We start from the raw sequence: 18600 nt of genomic DNA on the forward strand, positions 1-18600 counted from the left end.
GATTATAAATTTGGATATTCTATTATTACTTTTTGTGGTATAGGCATTTTATCAAAATATTTATTTATTTTTTCCTTATCAATATCACCTATTGTATTATCTGTTAAATTAACAATCCATCCTATAATTTCATTTTTAGTTAATAATCCATTAATCGCATCAATATGATTTTCTCCATGAATAAAATTCCATTTTGAATTATAAGGTCGTGCGTGATCTGAAAATCTTAATTTATGTCCGTAAAAATTCAAATAGTCGCTTCCTGATTGAGCGTTTGTTTCTTTCCCAATAAATCCAGGAAGTGTTTCTTTTAATAATTGTTTAACATCGTAATTTGAAAAATATTTTGCCCCCTGATCTATTAATTTATTTACTTCGGTTTTTGTTTCAATTTGTTGCATAAAATTTTCATACACTTCTTTTATTTTTTCTTTTATTTCATCAATTGCATCTTCTTTTTTATCACCATAACTCTTATTAAAAACAACAAGCTTTCTGCCCATTTGTGAATCATATTTTCCAATCCATATATTTAAATTTTTCTTGTCATGATATTCTCTTTCTGATAATATTGGGATTTCAACTCCACCATAATCGATAACAGTTTTGCCAATCCTTTTTAATATTTTTTCAATATTTTCATCATCAATTTCGTTTACAATACCGCCCAACTCTAGAGTTGCTGCTTTGAGTTTCATTTTAAGTTTTAAGTTTTCCTTGATTTTATCAAGATTATCAACTTTATCAAATACTCGGTTCCATAAATCGGTAAAATCGATCATTACTTCACTTATAAGTGAATTTTTAAGAGGAGCAAAACCTTCGGTTTTTGTTTTGCGGCCATCGATGAGAATAAGCCGGGTGTCAAATGCAGTGCCTTGGCGGCTGTATAGTTTGTGTCCGTCAATAAGAATAATATCATCTACGTTGTAGTGAGAATAAAGATAGTTAAGGAATAAACTATTTTTTCCTTGCTGTGTACGGCCTTTATCGTCCCAAGTAGTATGGCCGCCAATTATTATGGCCGCCCTGCCGTTATCCTGCATGCAATCTAAAGCGCGAAGTGACATAAGGTGATCCATGGTAATAATTTTGTAACCATCGTAGTCGTGTGCCTCGAGCAAAGTGCCAAATGGAGGATTTGTAACAACGCCGGAAAACTTTTTGTAATATTCGGTAAATGGTATTGTTGCATCCTGATTGGTAACTTTTAAATAACTTTGGTATTGAAGATTTGCCAAACGGATTTCGTCCAGTTCGTTTACAATTGTTTGCTGCATTGGCAAAGCAATAGTAAGCAAACCGTTTCCGGCTGATGGCTCAAAAAACATACTTCCAACATCATTAATACCAAAACCATAAACATACAAACTAGCAATGTAACTGATAGGTGCTGGAGTGCTATACTGCTGCAGCAGCATACTTGTACTTGTGCGCTGGCTCAGGTTTGCTTGTTTATTGTAAAGTGCAACAATTTTTTTATATTTTTCAAAATTGCTTATTGTTTCGTTTGCAATTTGACGAGCTCGCAAAACTATTGCAAGCTCTGTGAGTTCTTTTATTTTGTTTTTGTTGAAGATTTGGAAGCCGGTTGCAATTTTTTCAATGCCAATTTTATGATATTTAATATTGGCCGTTAATTCAACAAGCATTTTATTAACAAACGATATTTCATTTTCGGATATTTTATTTTCTTCCATATAAAAATACTGTTACCAAATATGCATGTTTGTTAATATTTCGTCCGAAAAACCTGATATCACTTTTCCCTTACCTGCCGGTTGTAGTGGTATTGTTTTCCCTTTTCCTGCTGGGATTGTTGGTATGCCTGGTGTTTGTTTTCCTTGGCCTGCTGAAATATTTGTATCCAACAATATGCCTGGTGTTTGTTTTCCTTGGCCTGCTGAAATATTTGTATCCAACAAATTACCATCTGCATCGTATTGAGGCTCCTTATCTGCTATCTTTCTTTGATTGCTTGCATCATCTTTTTTTTTAAAGAAAGCAAAATAACTGCCTACTAATGCTGCTACTGCGCCAAATCCAAATAAAACCTTAACTCCTGTTTTCATATAATTGATTTTAATTAATTACTACTTTGTTTATCTCGGCTGCCTTTGCTACTGCCAAAAAAGAAATAGATAACCGACAAAAATACAGGCGCAATTGTACTTTGGTAAATTGTTTTTAATAATTCTGCATTTTTTTCAGGAATTTCGAAGAAAAATAATAATGCTGTAAAAGCAAGATAACCAATAATTACAATTATTGCAATTACGTTAAGAATGTTTGTTCGTTTCATGGTTTTTTTATTTTAAGGTGTTACATTACTAAACCAATTTTCTCGCCAGTACCGAGTGTTGTTGATTTTTATACACTCCAATTGAATTGCATCTCCTTGACCTAATGAACGAGTTGCTGCTTGTAAGAGCAATCCTGTACCATTTTCAAATACTATTGTTTTGCCTGTTGGTGATACGTTGTTAATTATAATTAATTGACCTTCAACTGCGTTAGTTGTATCTATTTGTGGATTGGCAGTAAAATCCATTGTTGCTGCGTTTTGGTTGTAATTAATTATATAGGCTCCTTTATTTGTAACGGTTGTGCTTGCTGCTAATGGTATGCCGCCAGCTTCGGTTAGAGAGTCTGCATTGGTTAGTTTAGTGTTTAATGGTGTCCAAATTTGACCGCCGACACCTGTAATTACTAATTTTTGTGTAGGTGTTAAATCGGTAGTTCCGTTAAGTAAACCACCGCCCGATGTCCAAAATTCAATTTTAGCGCTACTGTTTCCAGTAGAGATTCCAGTCTTAAAATAAAGATAGCCACCCGAAAGATTTGCTGTTGTTGCTTTGCAATCACTTCCTGAAAAAGTCAACGAATATCCATCTACCGAAGAACGAACATTAAATTTAATTCTACATGCCGCTCCATATAAAAAATTAAAATCTCCACCAGTGGAAAATAAATCTCTTGCATATGAATCCTGAATTGTTTGGATAGCCTCCGTTACGTAAAGACCTCCGTTAACAGATAGTTTATAACTTGTAGTAGCGTATGGCGCACCACCAATACTAACTTGACCGCTATTATTGATGTGCATTTTTTCTGAATTATTTACTTTAAAGCCAAACCCAATCGCATTAGTAGTTCCGATAAAATATGAACTATCGGCTTTTTGGACATTTCCGCTCGTTTTCCAAAAATTAGCACTTCCTAATTTATACTTTACAATATTGTTTTCTCGCACTAATATACTATCTGATGTTCCTAATGTTTTATTGATTAACTCAGTCGTATCGGTTATTAAGACGTTGGAATTAAATCTTAATTGTTGGTTTACAGTTGTTGCTGCCTGTAAACCGTAGATTATTGACAGAGTTGTGTCGCCTAATATGTTAATTCTGTTGATTGAATTTACATACAGTCTATTTGATTGGGTGGTGTTATACGCCCCTGCGTATGTTCCAAGTCCTAAATTATTTGTTCCACTTGTATTGTAAACCAATGATTGGTAACCCTGTGCTGTATTGTTGGATGCTGTATTTGAATAACCTGAATAAACTCCGCTAAAAGAATTATAACTTCCGCTAACGTTATTTATTCCGCAGTTTTGACCTGTCATTACATTTTCAACGCCAATCGTGTTTTTCTTTCCTGCGCCTGTTCCTATAAATGTATTATTACTGCCTTCTGTATTTAATTCTCCCGATGTTCTACCAAAAAAAGAATTACCTGCCCCTAATGTAAGAGAATATCCGCTATAAGCTCCATAAATAGTATTTTGTGTTCCCGTAAATGATTTATTCCCCGAAGTAAAACCAACTACTGTGTTATCGGTGCTTCCTGTTCCGCCAACTCCTGAATTACTCCCAATTCCAATACTTGCTACCGCATTACCATCCGCTTGATGTCCTATAAGTATAATATCAGTTGCTGTTGTGGTTTCATCCCCTGTTAAATCGCCCATAAACATACCACTTCCACCTGTGTAAAGTTTTCCTGCCCAATCGCCAAGTGCAAAAACTCTACCTTGTGAATTTATTGCAGCTTCGTTTCCAATCGCTAACGCTCTGTTTGGTTTTGTATTATTATAAAGAGGTCTATTACCTATTGCTACTGTAACAAAACCAGAATCTGCGGAATATCCTGCTCCATAACCTATGTATACAGAAGCGCCTTCTGCCGAAGGGTATTCACTCCAATGATTTGAAAAATGACTGAATCCTGCATCATAACCTAAAAACACATTATAGTTTCCTGTTGTATTTGAAAATCCAGCTCTTTGCCCTATTGAAGTATTACCAACTCCCGTTGTTGGTGGAGCGTTAGCTGCCTGAAAACCAAATGTTGTTATACCTAAACTACTGTCAATTTCACCTGCTTTTTGTGAATGAACTTTAATTTTTAAAGGTACATTGTCCGTAGTTCCAATAAAATTTGCTGCTGTTGTTCCCGAATTGCCTAATAAACCCCAAGCATCCAAACTACCACTTGCGCCACTTGCTCCTGTTGCGCCTGTTATTCCTGTATTTCCTGTTGCGCCTGTTGCGCCTGTTATTCCTGTGTTTCCTGTTGCGCCTGTAATTCCAGTTGCTCCCTGTGGCCCTAGTATGTTTGCAATGGAAGCCCATCCTGAAATTAATTTTACATATACATCTCCGTTGGAATCATTCAAATAATAATCTCCAGTAACTCCTAATCCAACACCTGGTACGCCTGCACCATTATACCACACACTCCCATTTGTTAATGTTGTGCCTATTACAACACCAGTTCCGTTTGTGCTTAAAATTTTGTTCCATAATGCGGAATTTGTTATTTTAATTCCATACATGGGTGTTGTTTGCGCATTTGCAAAAAGCGAAGCAAAAACAAAGAATACGAGAATTGTTTTTTTAATACTGTTTTTCATTTTTTATCTGAGTTTACATAAATAAAATAGAGTTCCTATATCGGGAACGGTAATATCAAATCCTGCAAGCGTTACGCTGTTTATTGCATAAGGCATCCAATTACCTGATCCATCTTTACAAAATATTGTAATAAAATCGTAAGCCGCTAAAAATGCCGTAGTAAATGTTATTGGCTGGGCCACTCCAGGAGTACCAAGTGCAATTGTTCCTTTGCGTTCGTCTGTACCAGGGTTACCGCCGTCAATTTTAAGTAAAAACTTTGTAGGTGCGCTCACAGGCGTATCGCCCGGATCGGTAAATAGTAGAACTTCGTAAATGCTCTGAACTCCCGAAGCCGGATAAAATAACATTTGGTCGGGTTTATACGATGCGTCAGCATCGTAATTAACTACCCTGGAGTGTTCTAGTTTTTTATTTAATCCTATTCCTATTATCATTTATTTTGCACTTAGTGATTTTACAAATTTTTGATTTTTTGCATCTACTGAAATATGTTCTTTGTTTTTTGATACAATAGTTTTGCAAACAATATCTTTGCGGCTTGCTAACCAACTGCCAAATAAACCCTCGATGAAAAAAACTGAGATTGTGTATTTTACTCCAGTATCTTTTCGATGCTTATATTCTCGATTGATAAGGATACGCAGTAAATTATCTTCGGCTGTGTGCCCTAAACCTAAATCTGTTACATTAAAATAATTGATGATAGCCTTAAGCACTGTATTAATATATTCAATCATCAACTCAGGACGAATAATAAAATAATTGCAATAACAGTTTTTCCAAATGTCTTTTGTGTCTTTTATTTTGAAAGGTAAAATGCTTGTTTTATCAATTATTCCTGCAATTTCCTGACTTTCGAGAAAAGTATTTTTCCAAAATTCAGTTTCAAATTGATTGTTGTAATTCGAATAAATGAAACAGTCTGGCCGTCCGTTATGTTTAGCAACTTCGCCTAATAGTTCAGCATCGGTAAAAAATGTTTTTTCGCTTATTCGTGGGCTGGTGATTCCAACATAATCGTTTTTTTTGTCAATCAATCCGTTATCGCATAGATCGATTAATACTTGATTTTCGAAATATGGACTGAATTTTTTATTGAAGTATGGAGTAAATAAAGGTTGAAGCATTTTTTTTGTTGCTTCGTTGTAATAGATTTGGTGTATCTCCGTTTTAATATCAGGAAGACTTTCGTACATGGTATTTTTTTTGATTAATCCAATACCACCAAACGACTCAGATGAGTCGCTGAACTCCCTGGTATGATCTGTTTCGACTTCTATTTGGTCCCAAAATTCGGAAACATAACAATTTTGCACCGCATGAAATTCCGATTTTTTTATATCGTGAAAAACAATGTAACCACCGTTTTTAACGAATTTTTTATACAGCATGTAATCAGTACGTGCGCCATAATAGCTATGATCGCCATCAATGAAAAGCAAATCAAGTTTTTTGCTACCAAGGAAACGGCGACATAATGCAGCTTCGCATTGGTCAACAATTTTTGCATCGTGTGAGTTTCCCGAAATAAAACAAATTTCGTTATCCGATTCGATTTGTAGTTTTTTATTTCGTTCGGAAATTTCAGCTGCAGTTAGGCCGCCCCATTTTCCGCCGGGAAGATCTATACTAATTTTTATACCGCCCTTTTCGAACGATTTAAGAAACATGAAAAAGGTACCGCCATAATGCGTACCAATTTCGGCAAAATTTTTTATTTTTTTGTCCGAAAGGAAATCAAGCAAGGCCGAAATTTCGCTTTCGACCTGCTTGATTTGAAAATTATTTTGTGCTATTTTAAATAATGTTTTTTTCATTTTAATTGCTGCTTAAAAAGTTTAAATTATTCGGCTGTGGATGGAAAATCTTTTACCATGATCCATAATTCAATATCACCATCGGTTAAACCAAGAGTTGACATTGCATCAACAACTGCTAAAACGAAATCTATATTTTGCGGATAGGTAGCATCTTTTGTTTGTTCAATCGTTGCATCTACTGATGATACAAGATAATCGCCAACTGCTTTTGATGCGCTTGCGTTGGTATCGAAACGGATTAATTTTGCACGGCTTTCTCCTGTTACAAAAATATCAAGAGTAATACCGGCAGCATCACATGCCACTTGTGTATTAACTTTTAATAATGCACCAGCAATGTATTTATTTGCTGGAACAGCATCAACTACTGTAAATGTATAGGTGCTCTCTGCTGCAATTGCCTGCAAATCTGCTTGGTCGGCTGCAAATACTTTAATTAATTCGCTGTCGTTTGCATCTACCAAATTGGCTGTTGAGTATTCAACGCCATCAATTCTGATAGAACTGTTTACATTATCTAATGATTTAATGTGTTCCAAAAATGTAACTAATGAAACTCCTACTCTTGCGCCGTCGTTTTTGCGCGTTAAAATGATACTTGAATTTGTTGCTGTCATGATTTTTGTTTTTTAATGATTAATAATTATTTTAATAAAGTAAATTTGGATTAGAAGAACCTAGTTCATCGTTTTCGGTATATCTAGTTTTAGATGGATTTGCAGGCCTCATATTTTGGGAAAATTCTTTTAAATTTAAGTTTGTTTTTCCTGATTGTTTTCCGTCTTTATTGAGTTTTCTTTCTGATTTTTCATCGGGACTAAAATCAGCAGGAAGTAATGCTACAGCTTTATCGGTTAACATTTCCGATTCAACACCTTGATTCAAGTCGGCATTTATTTTTTTGGTTTGCAAGTTGATGGTTGTTATAGCTACTGGTGCGTTTTTTCCTGATTTTATAATCATAAGAGCAAAGCCTTGGCCTTCGGACGAAACAAGGAAAGCATATTTACCAAATATTTTTTTAGTTGTGGTTTTGTCGGTATATAATTTTGTTCCTTCCATTACATTGCCGCCAATACCTGCCGACATTTTGTAACGAACCTTTTTTCCTATAAAATCAACATTTTCAATACTGATTTTTGGCTTTGCTTTAAAACTAACTAAAGCAGCTATTCCTCCCAATATTCCTACTACTATTCCAGTTTTTGCTATTGCTTTCAAATATCTTTTTTTTTATAAATTAATATCCAAAACTACCGTAAGAATCACCAGAGCCTGATCGGGCGACACTCTCTTTTGAAAAATCAAAATTTGCTCTGTTATCGCTTTCGCTAGCTTCTTTTTTGTTGGTTAATGTTTTATTTGCAAGTTTGGAAAATGCATCAAAGATTTTTAATCCTTTGTTTTCCTTTTTTACCGGTGCAGTTGCTTTTATTGGCACTACGGTTTTATTAACACTAGTTTTTGCTGGTGTTTTTTTATTTGATGATGCAGCCACCACACCAATTACAACGGCTGCTACCCCTGCTGCTATTCCTACTTTTGCTATTGTTTTCATTTAATTTTCTTTTTTTTGGGTTTTAACAATTTGGTTAATCCGAACACTGTTGCTCCTATTAATACGCCTGTCCAGATTCCGGATCGGCTTTTTTTTTTAATTGGTCAATAACAGCCATTATTTCCTTGTTTGCTTTAATCATTATTGCATTTCCGGTTGATATACGATAATCGCTGGCTGCCTTTACAAGTGCATCAGGGTTGGTAACACCTTTTGCAACTTTATCATTCATTATCGCGGCAAACTTATTAAACCAACCTGATCCGTTCCAAACCAAGTAAATAAATGTAAACACTAATCGATCATCACTTTCGATTATCTGTCGTGCTTTTGGCGTTAGTTTTTTAAGCATCCAATTTTCGTAAATCGGTTGCATAAATTCACCAACTAATTTTTTTAATGGTGCATATAGTGATCCGCCCTTATAATTGTAACGCCAATTAGTAGAAGCTCCAGCGTTATCTATCATTTGCCAAAATTTAGCAAATGATGGCGATGGAGAATAAAAATTTTTGCGATCAATACCCAAAAATGTTTCCCCCGATGTAGCATAATAATTATGGGGATCTTTAATTTCTCCTGATCTGATCATGTTTTGATGAAAATAGCCACCCTCGAAATTATCAATGATGAAACCTGTAATACTATTAAAACGTGCTGGAGTTATACTCATGATTTGGTTTTTTATATGGTTACTGATTGTTCGTTTTGTAATAAAATTATTTTAGCTATTCCAGGGTGCGAATCCTGAATTTTTGCAAATTCGGATTGTGCCATAAGTTTGGCATCAGTTTGAAGCGTATAGAATGCGTATTTTGTTTTTCCTGTTACAACACTTTCAATATAGTCTGCACCGTCTTTATGAAACAACTTACCGGTTGCAACTCCAATATTCATTTTTGTTGTTACAGGATATGTTTGAAATTGAATTAATTTATCCCAACTTGCATTCGGGAAAAAAACTTTCCTGTAAACTGTTGTGCTTCTATTTGGCACAACCACCTTACCTACGTTAGCAGTAATAACTTTTTCGTAAGGTGTTTTGTCACGTTTTGCCCGGTTGAGAAATTCCTGATAATTGGCTGGTGTCATTGTTTGGCTTAAAATTTCGTAAACATTGGCGCTGTATAATTCCGAGAAAACTTTTTCAATTGTAGCAAGTTTAATTATTTGGCTTCCATACTCTAACATTCGCTTATCGTTGCTGGTTTCCCAAACTTTAATTTCGCCCCAAACTTTATCTAATAAGTTAAGAGGATTAATTAAATTGCCTGTGGGCTTGTAACGCTGTGGTATTTCTTCCCACATTTGCATAGCTGTGGTTATGTCAGGATCGTTAGCAGCTGCTTTGAGCCATTTGCGTTTTTTGGCTTTATCCATTTGTTTTTTTATGGCAACTAATCCAACACCAACACCACCAACAATGAAGGCGGTTTTAACAAAACTACCAACTTTATTAGTAATATTAATAGCAGTATCTTTCACATCTTTGCGAAGTGCTGGATCAGATGCAAGTTTTGCTGCGAGGATTGGATTGCCTAGATTTTTACTCATTTTGCTTTCTTTTTAAATGGATTTTTAAAGCCTCCAGTAGCCCACGCAATTGCGCCTGCACCCGCAGTAATTCCTAATAAAATTTTAAAAATATTTCCTGATCCAGCTTCACCGGGTTTTTTAGTATAAGGTATTGTTTCGGTATTAACATCTGTATTTGTTGGCGGTATTGTATCGCTTCCTCTTGCTGGTGGAAGCGTATCGAAAGTTGGTGCAGGTGCTGTTCCGCTTGGCGTTAATGGTTGTGTGTTTGTGGCCGCATCAACAACATCGGTATTAACCCATCCTTTATAAACAACTCCAGCTATACTTGCTTGAATTTCGCACAATATTTTTGCATCAAGGTTTGCAATTTTCCCTGTCGAAATACCAATAAGTTTACCCGGTTCTTTAACTGGGACAATAAAATAATTACCAGCTACGCCAGTAGGTACAAATGCTTGTACCATGCTATAACTTTTTTTTGTAGTAATTTTTTTATTTACCAGCGTTTCTAAATTACGTTGGTTAGTTAATCTGAGTACTGTTAGTTGATAAGCCATAATTACAAAAATTTAAGTGCCTTTTTTACAACCGAAGGCGTTTTTACTATTTTTTTTGCCAATGTTAAAAATTCAGCATCGGTTAATTGCGTGCGTGCTGCTGTTAAAATACCAATTGCTGCATCGTGTAACTCTTTTGCTTTTGTGTAGTCCGATGCTTCTATTTCTTTTGAAAATGTGAAAGTTGCCATGTTGCTGCTTTTTTAGTTGGTTTTTAATTGGGTTATAAAATTGTTCAATTTATTTTTGAATAAATTGATTTCGATATTTTCAAAATTCAATTCCTGATCCGATATCATTGTATCTACCACAAACCAAATGCGTTTAACTGCATTTAAATTTAATGTTTCGATGAGAGGGTGCAGGTTCCCTAGGTAACCAGCTCTTTCTTCCGCACCAGGTTCAGGAGTGGTTGCTAATTGCTGTTCGGTGCTTGTGTTGTTATCTGGCTGTTCATCTTCCTCAATGCCTGCCAAACTTTCTAATTTTGATGCAAATCCAGCAAAGCCCGATTCTTTTAATAATCCGGCGTATAACTTAAGTTGATTATTTTTTGATATTTTGGCTTCGTAAACATCAATTATTTTGTCCTTATCGTCAATGTCTTTTTTAAGTTCAAGAACTTCCTTTTTTAATTCTAAAAGCTCTCTCTCACGTTCTTTTTCGTTGAATTTTTGTTCAACTAAACCATTTATGGCCGCTGCATCAAACTGCATTTGTTGTGGCTGTTGTACTGCTTGCTGTACTTGTGGTATTTCAACTGCTGGTTGAGTCTCTATTTTTGTAAAATCAATTACTTTTGGAGGATATGATTTTTTTTCATCAAAAACTGTTATTATTATTTTTTCGGGTGCATAGGCTTTTATTTGAGCTAAAATATTGGCTTTAGCTCCTTTTAATTCGCCTTTTTCAATTGCGACAGTTTTTTTACCATCACAAACATTTTCGATTTTAAGATGTATTTGCGCATCTTTATTGTTGCGTAGAATCGCTGTTTTTATATAATAAAGCGAATGTACTACACCATCAATTATATTGTCAATTTCTGCCATGCTGCTGCTTTTTTAATTTTTAATTGTTTCGATAAGTAGATTAAATTTTTCAGTTAATAATTCAATCAGTGTTTGTTTTTCTTCTGTTTTTTGTGGTATGTGGCTATCAGGAATAACTTGAATAAATTCGATGCTTTGCTTTACTGGAGTTGCAGGGACAAATATTCTGATGTTTCCCGAAAATGCTTTGAGAAAATTAATTTCGGTACCAATTTCTAAAGCTTCGGTAATTTGGTATGCTTCAGTGTCGGAAACGATAATTGTACCTATAGCTAACTTATCCGAAACAAGCCACCAATATTCATTTGATGCTGTAAATGAATACACCGTTGCGCTTGAATAATTAGTAATAATTTGCTTCTTTTTAAGCAAACAATTTTTCATGTCGTAGCCTTTACGAGTTAAAAAATTTTCTATGTAAGCTGTAATTAGATCCATGGTTTATTTTTTAAGTTTATCGGCTTTTCGCTGGGCAATGCATTCAAGAATAATTAAAACTTTGTAGGGTTGAAAAACTGGAGGGCCTACGCCAGTTTTATAGGCCGTATTTGCGTCAAAATAATGTCCATCAATCAATTCGCCTGGGTACATTGGCTCGTTTAATGTTAGTGGATACGACAATCTTCCTGACGGTGTTCTATCGTAGCCAATTAGCCAATTAATTGGATGCACTTTTTGATTATTAAATTGAAGGCTAAATTCGCCTATTTTAATTCGTTGCGATGTAGTGTCAACATAGCTATTAACAAGGGCAAAAACTCCCACGCACTTCAAAATGTGCGAGGGGATTTTTTGCTCTATTTGTATAACTTGTTGCGCGCTTGTTACAGATATTTCGTCTAAGATAACTTTACGAATTATTTCGTTTTTTGCCAACATGTTTTTGTTGTTTAATTTTTATAAATAACTACTCTGTTTTTTCCTCTTTAGGTTCCTCAATATTTTCCAAGCGAACGCTTAATATTGCCGTATAAGGAAATGTAACGCCTGTTGCGTTTCCGCCGTCTGTTAATTTTCCTTTAACAAGATTATTTTTGGCTTCCTCTTTTAACGGATTGTGCTTTGTTCCGCTATAATAGGTTTCGTTTGGTGAAACATCGTGTAACTCCTTTGTTGAGTGTAAACGAGCCGGGTGTCCCTCTAAAAAAACGTCTTCTCCTGCTATATTCAAACTTATGCTAGTGCCGAATAAGCTTCCATCATAAGGTAAAACAAGAGCAATGCCTGTAATGTATTTATAATTAATGTCGACTGCTTTCTCGAACGATACAGCTGCGGACTCGCTAGGTATAATTATAGAAATGTCTTCGTATTTTACTCGTTTTGCATTCATAGCTAACTCCTTTTTTTAAATGATTAATAAAAAAAGGGGAAGGGATAGTACCCTTCCCCTTTTTTAAATATAAATTCGGAATGATTAGCGTTTGTTGGTAATAGTTCCTATTAACATCAATTTTAACCATGCATACTGAACTGCTGCAGTTTTCCAGAACATATTAAATTCGATGTCCTTTTGTGTCTGAATTAACACTGGATTATCAAGTTTATAATATCCTTTTGGAACTTGTTGTAATTCGGTATCGAAAATAGCGCATGATGATAATGGTATGATTTCTCCACCATTTGCTTTTAATTCAAATTCGCCATTTGCAACTACTGCTGGGATAAGATCAAAATCTACATTTCCTGGATCGGTTGTGCTTGAATTTACACCATACATCAAACGTACTGCATGCAGCAAAAATACCTGGTCTTTTTGTAACTGACGGAACTGTAAATTTCCAATGCCAAAAGCTTTGGTATCGTCGGTGTTTAAAACTTTCTTCTCGGTAACTTGAGAAATAGAAGCTGTACGATAAAAAGCCACGTCAGCCAAGCGATAATCACCAGCGTTTATTTTTGCGCCAATACCATCACCTTTTAACAATGAAAGGCGTTTTAAAAATTCGTCCTTACTTGTCATGTTTGCACTTCCACCGCCAACTGAAGCAGCTGGCTTGCCTGTAATAGCAGTCATCACCTTTGCTCTTTGAGCTGGTGCGAGTGCGCTAATTTCACCCAAAAGGGATACTAATTCGTCGTCGTTTAGACCACTGATTGCATAAGCAGGATCAATATTTCCTGACATAACTCCGTTTAAAATCATAATGTTGTTGTTTTTTAGTTAATAAATAATAATAATTGAAATTTAATTGAATTGGGGTTTTTAATTTTTATTGTAATAAGTTTGATTCTACTTCTTCATAATCTTCAAATCCTTCGAAGTTTGAATTATTTTCTAATTCCATGAAAGATTTGTTTTGCTCATTTTGAAGTTCAGGAAGATCAGCATTGTAATCGATTTTTAACTTTACGGTATCGTCAGTCAAGCCTAAGCCTGCCAAAAGATCCTTTTTTACGTAAACGCGAACTCCTTCTCTAATACCTGCACCAGCTACACCGGCAGCTACGAGTTTAAGATTGTTGTTTTTCAACAAAATTGCACCACCAAGGCCAACGGCTACAAGTCCTACGGTTTTTACAAGGCTTTTAGGATCGAATGTTTTGGTTTCGTCAATTGGCATGAATTTGTCAATACCTTTTGCGGCGATAGTTCCGCCAATAAATCCGCCGGTAATGGCTAGGACTTTTATGGTAGCATCTTTGATGTTTTTTAAATTTGCGAGTTGCTTCAAAGTATTTTTAGCAACTTCGCCTGCTTTTTTTGCCATGATTTGTAATTGTTTAATTAATAATTATTGAATTTATGAAAGGGTGATTTTTTTTATTCCTTTTTTACCTGAACTTAATTTTTTGGCTTGAGTATCATGTTTTTTGTAGGTTTTTTTATGTCCGCTAAGTCCGCTAACCGGTGCTGCTGCTTTTTTCTTTCCTTTTGGCCATAATAAATATGTTCCTACGCCAACAACTGCCGCAGTTGTTACTCCAACTGCTATTTTGTTTTCGCTTACAAAATCGCTTGCTTTTTCCATAAACGTGCGATCGTCTGTTGCTGCTGGTTCGCCTTCATCTTTTATATCGGGATCGGAAGGATCTAATGCTATTGGCCGCCCTGTTTCGTCATTACCGGCTTCGAGATTTGATTGTGTTACTTCAGCTTCTTTTTTAGTCATTAATCCGGAATCAACCATTGCTTTTAGAGCCATTCCAATTACTGGTAATGCAGCAACAATTATTCCAGCCGCTGGACCAGCTCCTAGGCCTCTGAAATTTGCATCGGGTGTGCTATATTGGCCATCATCCACATATCCTTTAAGGTTTGCTTTGCTGTGGCTTTTTGTTATAGCATTTTTAAGTTTATCGGTTTTTCCTTGTAATTTACCAACATATAGTTTTTCGATTTCGGTTAATGCTTTTTTTGCTTTTGCATCGCCTGAGTAACCAGGTTTAAGTTTTTGGGCTACGTGTCCTATATTTAACTTGAGAAATAACAGGAAGCCATTACGCGCTGCAACCGTAACAGGGTTGAACCTTACGAATGCTTTACCGCCTTTTTTAATCGCTTCGCCAATTTTAGTAAAAAATCCTTTTTTCTTTGGTTTAGCTTTTTTTTCTGCTTTTTTTGCTGCACGTTTTGCCTTTCCGGCTGCTGATCCAAATATGCTACCTAATCCTGAAATAAATGCTTTTTCGTAGGGAATATCATCATCCAGTCCGGTATCGAATATATCTTCATCAATAAAACCTACAGAATTAGAGAAACCATTTATCTGGTTTAATTTGGCTTCGTTAAGTTCCAACACTTTTAATGCTCTATCTCGATCTGTGTCCCAATATTTTAAGGCATAATCAAGCATACGTGTAAATTCGCGTGGAGAATCAACCGTTGATATTGTTTCGGGATTGGTTTCCATGAGTTGGCGAAGTAATACTAAAGTATTATGTATTTCTTGTGAGTTTGGGTTTACGTTGCCTAAACCGCTGAATAAAATATTTGTAATTTGTCCTTTTGGGTTGCTACCGGCTTTGCCAAGTACTGCAACATCTAAACCTTTTAATGGCATATTATAGTCCTTTTTTTGTGAATACTTTTTTTCGTAATTGAATTTAGATAATACCGGATCCACAACAATTTCGCCTGATGAAGTGGGCACAACAACATAAACATGCTGAAATGCGTTTCCACCATCGTATTTTGTGATGCGAAATTTGAAAGGAATTTGTAAATTGAGGAGAATCGCTCCAATAAGCGTGGAAAAACAATCACAGTCAATTCCTGTATTTCTATCTGCGAAACTACGTGCTGGACGGCGAATTTGCTCTTCGCCTGGTATATCAATTTTGTATTGAATATAGGTATAGCAAAAATTCCAAATATTTGAAAGTGTTTCGTTGGTATTATCACCTTTAAGTATTTGGGCTATTTTGGCTGCATCAGCTTTATACTTCCAGCAAACTTTTTGCATGAGCTTTACGGTATCGTCAATATATTCGCTATTAGGAATAATAATGCGATGCGAATAGTCAGGGCTAGGAAAATACTTAACATAGGCTGAACCGTCCTTAATAGGTCGCCATCCGTTGGTTATATCGTCCTTAACTGTGCTCATTATAATATTTTAGATGGTTTTGATGTATAACTAATTCCGTTTGCATATAATGTATAGTACATTTCGAGGGGAACTCCTATTATTTTTTGTACTGATGATATGTCCATATTTTTAATAGCTGCATAAATATCAGATAAATGGCTTAGTATACCTCCAGCAAATGGAAGCAATTGTATCCAAGCTAATTTAATTTCGATAGTTTCGATTGTGGTATTCGATAATTTTTCAATTGTAAATGTTTTTGGGCTTGCGTTCGAATTTGTGAGCATTGCGCCATCCGTTGTTAAATAAACTATGGGTTTGGTAATGGTTACGCTGGTTTTGGTTGGATTTGTTACTTCGACTTCGGTACGAAAATATAATCCGCTCGCATCTGCTTTGTGGATGCGAGGGTTAGATAATCGATCGGTAACCTTATCGGAAAATGAGGAAAGTGTATATAATTTATACCCACCATATAAAACTAAACCTGTAACAGCAACTGCACCAACTGTTTTTAGTGTACTCATTTTTCTTTTTTAAATTTTCCTTTAATAATATCAAAAATCAGTTTTATAAACAATCCTGTAACTGCGCTAATTGCCGAACAAACAATAATATCAACGATTGCTGTTAGGCTTATTGAACACACGACTTTTGTATTTATATTTGTAAAATAGTTGTTTCGGATAGCAGCAAACAAACCCCCGGCTGTACCACTGCCGGAGGTTATTAATGCGTTGGGATCTTGAAAGAAGCTTAATATTTTATTCATTACGAACAAATTACCTTATAAAAGTTTGCATGGCAAAACTATACAGGGCTTTCTACACCGGGTACCAAAAAATGTAGTAACTTGTAATTATTTGTATGTTTTGTGCTTCTTTTTGTATTGTTTATGTATTTTTTTGGCACAAAAAAAAGAGGGCGTTTGCCCTCTTTTGTAATTTGTAAGTAATAAAATTATAGCGTTATGCTATTTAATGGAGAAGGAATTTTACTAATTAAATTATGGCTGGTATGGCAATATATTGAAGTCGTTTTTACTGATGAGTGCCCGGCTAAGCGTTGAATAAGATTTATATCAATACCTTGCTCTACCATGTGCGTGAAAGAACAATGCCTTATAAGATGCGTGTATACTCTTTTATTTATTTTGGCTTTGTCGGCCAATTGCTTCATTACTTCGTTTACGCTTCTATCGGAATATTGCAAAGAGAATTGTCCGTTTAAAACATATTCTTTTGGATGATACTGTTTATAATATTTTTCGAGTAATGGAATAAGTTCAGGAGTTAACATTACTTGCCTATCCTTATTACCTTTTGCTTGTATGATGTTTATGATCATTCGACTTCTGTCGAGATGTTCCCATTTAAGATTTATTAGTTCAGATACTCTTAATCCGCACGAATATAGAAGAGCAAGAATAATTTTGTGTTTAAGATTTTCGCACACATTAAACATGCGTTGAATTTCCTGTTGTGATAATACAATAGGCAGTTTCTTTGATTTTTTGCAGTAAGGAATGTATTTAAACTTTTCGGATTGGTTTAAACAGATTTCATAAAATAGTTTAATGGCTCCATGATGCGAACGCTGAGTATTTGGCTCATCAAATAGTGATAAATAAGCTTTTATATCCTGTTCATTTATATTTTTTGGATGGTCCTTGGTTGACCATGAAAAAAAAGATTTGAGATTACTTACATAGTTTTCAACCGTTCTTTCGGAATATTTTCTACGCTTCATTTCCTGAGCGTAATTATGCACATGTTCAGAAATATTCATAATAATTTACTGATTTTAAGTTTATTATAAAGGTGAAATACATATTGTATGTTATGTGCCATTTTAAAGAGCGACACTGCTCTCAACTTCGTTGCCCCAAACATCCCAACATTCTGGAACTTCACGAGCAAATAATTCTACCTTTGGCAAATCTCCAACAAGTCTAATTATCCTATCTCTTGTTTCTGTTGGCTTTTTACTATGTTTGTCAATCGGAGCATAAATAACTGAATGAACTCCCATATCTAACCTTTTTGGGCTTCCTTTTACTGCTAATAAACATATTTCCACATTACTTCTTGTCCACCTTCCCATCCCCCAAAATAAGCTATCAGCCTTCTTATTTTTTTTAACCCAAGTAAAAGCATTTGTTTTGTACTGGAAGCCCCAAGCGTTTATAACATCAAGTGCTTCTTGTAATTTTGGAAATGTTGCCCACATAAACAACATACAGTTTTCGTCTGCTATTTCGTTTACAGGTAAGTTTTTTATGTCCTCAATATCCATTGTTCTGTAATGCCTTTCTGCCCCTCCCCTGTGTAAGCATTTATCATCGTAGCTCCAAGTTGGGTCTGCATAAATTATTTGGTATTTCTTCATCTTTTAAAATTAAATTCGTGAATAAAAACGGCACATAACACGTGCTATAAGCAAGTTTGCCAATAACCTTTGTGCTAAATTTGAACATTTCTGCAAGGCAAACCTGCTCATAGCACCACCGTTAGTGGCAATAAAAAATAATAAAACGCCTATTTAGTATCTGCCAATAAATTGTATTCCTTTTCTCCGTAATGCCTCACCGCCCATTTACCACACTCACAACTTACCACTT

At 35.2% G+C, this 18600-nt stretch carries 24 protein-coding genes; all 24 read right to left on the reverse strand.

The annotated features are described in order from the left end of the window. Positions 1-2: 2 nt before the first annotated feature. Entirely contained in the window at positions 3-1700 is a 1698-nt protein-coding gene (locus tag WC707_06910) for a hypothetical protein (protein MFA6066884.1), read from the reverse strand. 12 nt (positions 1701-1712) lie between these two features. Beyond that, complete coding sequence (locus WC707_06915) at positions 1713-2072, reverse strand: hypothetical protein (GenBank protein ID MFA6066885.1); 360 nt, start codon at positions 2070-2072, stop codon at positions 1713-1715. Between the two features lie 14 nt (positions 2073-2086). Further along, on the reverse strand, positions 2087-2302 hold the full coding sequence (locus tag WC707_06920; GenBank protein MFA6066886.1) for a hypothetical protein: 216 nt from the start codon (positions 2300-2302) through the stop codon (positions 2087-2089). 12 nt (positions 2303-2314) lie between these two features. Continuing rightward, entirely contained in the window at positions 2315-4918 is a 2604-nt protein-coding gene (locus WC707_06925; protein ID MFA6066887.1) for a collagen-like protein, read from the reverse strand. Positions 4919-4921: 3 nt separating this feature from the next. After that, positions 4922-5356: a hypothetical protein gene (locus tag WC707_06930; protein ID MFA6066888.1), complete on the reverse strand. Its 435-nt coding sequence runs from the start codon at positions 5354-5356 to the stop codon at positions 4922-4924. Then, entirely contained in the window at positions 5357-6739 is a 1383-nt protein-coding gene (locus WC707_06935; GenBank protein MFA6066889.1) for a class I SAM-dependent methyltransferase, read from the reverse strand. It lies immediately after the preceding gene. 26 nt (positions 6740-6765) lie between these two features. Further along, complete coding sequence (locus WC707_06940; GenBank protein MFA6066890.1) at positions 6766-7359, reverse strand: hypothetical protein; 594 nt, start codon at positions 7357-7359, stop codon at positions 6766-6768. Between the two features lie 31 nt (positions 7360-7390). Next, positions 7391-7963 (reverse strand): hypothetical protein, encoded by a 573-nt coding sequence (locus WC707_06945; GenBank protein MFA6066891.1) that lies wholly within the window; start codon positions 7961-7963, stop codon positions 7391-7393. 19 nt (positions 7964-7982) lie between these two features. Further along, positions 7983-8300 (reverse strand): hypothetical protein, encoded by a 318-nt coding sequence (locus WC707_06950; protein ID MFA6066892.1) that lies wholly within the window; start codon positions 8298-8300, stop codon positions 7983-7985. A gap of 58 nt (positions 8301-8358) precedes the next feature. Then, positions 8359-8973, reverse strand: coding sequence for a hypothetical protein (locus WC707_06955; GenBank protein ID MFA6066893.1), 615 nt, complete (start codon positions 8971-8973; stop codon positions 8359-8361). Positions 8974-8984: 11 nt separating this feature from the next. After that, positions 8985-9854, reverse strand: a complete 870-nt coding sequence (locus WC707_06960; GenBank protein ID MFA6066894.1) for a hypothetical protein — start codon at positions 9852-9854, stop codon at positions 8985-8987. After that, entirely contained in the window at positions 9851-10396 is a 546-nt protein-coding gene (locus tag WC707_06965) for a hypothetical protein (protein ID MFA6066895.1), read from the reverse strand. The genes WC707_06960 and WC707_06965 overlap by 4 nt, the downstream gene beginning before the upstream one ends. A gap of 2 nt (positions 10397-10398) precedes the next feature. Then, entirely contained in the window at positions 10399-10587 is a 189-nt protein-coding gene (locus tag WC707_06970) for a hypothetical protein (GenBank protein MFA6066896.1), read from the reverse strand. Positions 10588-10599: 12 nt separating this feature from the next. Beyond that, positions 10600-11448, reverse strand: a complete 849-nt coding sequence (locus WC707_06975) for a hypothetical protein (GenBank protein MFA6066897.1) — start codon at positions 11446-11448, stop codon at positions 10600-10602. Positions 11449-11460: 12 nt separating this feature from the next. Further along, on the reverse strand, positions 11461-11832 hold the full coding sequence (locus WC707_06980) for a hypothetical protein (protein ID MFA6066898.1): 372 nt from the start codon (positions 11830-11832) through the stop codon (positions 11461-11463). Between the two features lie 57 nt (positions 11833-11889). Beyond that, positions 11890-12327, reverse strand: coding sequence for a hypothetical protein (locus tag WC707_06985; GenBank protein ID MFA6066899.1), 438 nt, complete (start codon positions 12325-12327; stop codon positions 11890-11892). Between the two features lie 28 nt (positions 12328-12355). Further along, positions 12356-12781: a hypothetical protein gene (locus WC707_06990; protein ID MFA6066900.1), complete on the reverse strand. Its 426-nt coding sequence runs from the start codon at positions 12779-12781 to the stop codon at positions 12356-12358. Between the two features lie 84 nt (positions 12782-12865). Then, complete coding sequence (locus WC707_06995) at positions 12866-13465, reverse strand: hypothetical protein (protein ID MFA6066901.1); 600 nt, start codon at positions 13463-13465, stop codon at positions 12866-12868. Between the two features lie 196 nt (positions 13466-13661). Then, positions 13662-14159 carry a hypothetical protein gene (locus tag WC707_07000; protein ID MFA6066902.1) on the reverse strand — a complete coding sequence of 166 codons (498 nt, stop codon included), beginning with the start codon at positions 14157-14159 and terminating at the stop codon, positions 13662-13664. Positions 14160-14192: 33 nt separating this feature from the next. Next, on the reverse strand, positions 14193-15998 hold the full coding sequence (locus WC707_07005; protein MFA6066903.1) for a hypothetical protein: 1806 nt from the start codon (positions 15996-15998) through the stop codon (positions 14193-14195). Further along, a complete protein-coding gene (locus tag WC707_07010) occupies positions 15998-16507 on the reverse strand; it encodes a hypothetical protein (protein ID MFA6066904.1) in 510 nt (169 codons plus the stop codon). Before WC707_07010 ends, WC707_07005 begins: the two co-directional genes overlap by 1 nt. Next, complete coding sequence (locus tag WC707_07015) at positions 16504-16752, reverse strand: hypothetical protein (protein ID MFA6066905.1); 249 nt, start codon at positions 16750-16752, stop codon at positions 16504-16506. Before WC707_07015 ends, WC707_07010 begins: the two co-directional genes overlap by 4 nt. A gap of 188 nt (positions 16753-16940) precedes the next feature. Further along, positions 16941-17768, reverse strand: a complete 828-nt coding sequence (locus WC707_07020) for a tyrosine-type recombinase/integrase (protein ID MFA6066906.1) — start codon at positions 17766-17768, stop codon at positions 16941-16943. Positions 17769-17831: 63 nt separating this feature from the next. After that, the gene (locus WC707_07025; protein ID MFA6066907.1) at positions 17832-18368 is read right to left on the reverse strand and encodes an MT-A70 family methyltransferase; all 537 of its coding nucleotides are present in this window, start codon (positions 18366-18368) and stop codon (positions 17832-17834) included. Positions 18369-18600: the final 232 nt, after the last annotated feature.

The organism is Candidatus Babeliaceae bacterium (assembly GCA_041660765.1).
Taxonomy (GTDB): Bacteria; Babelota; Babeliae; order Babelales; family Babelaceae; genus JBAZVR01.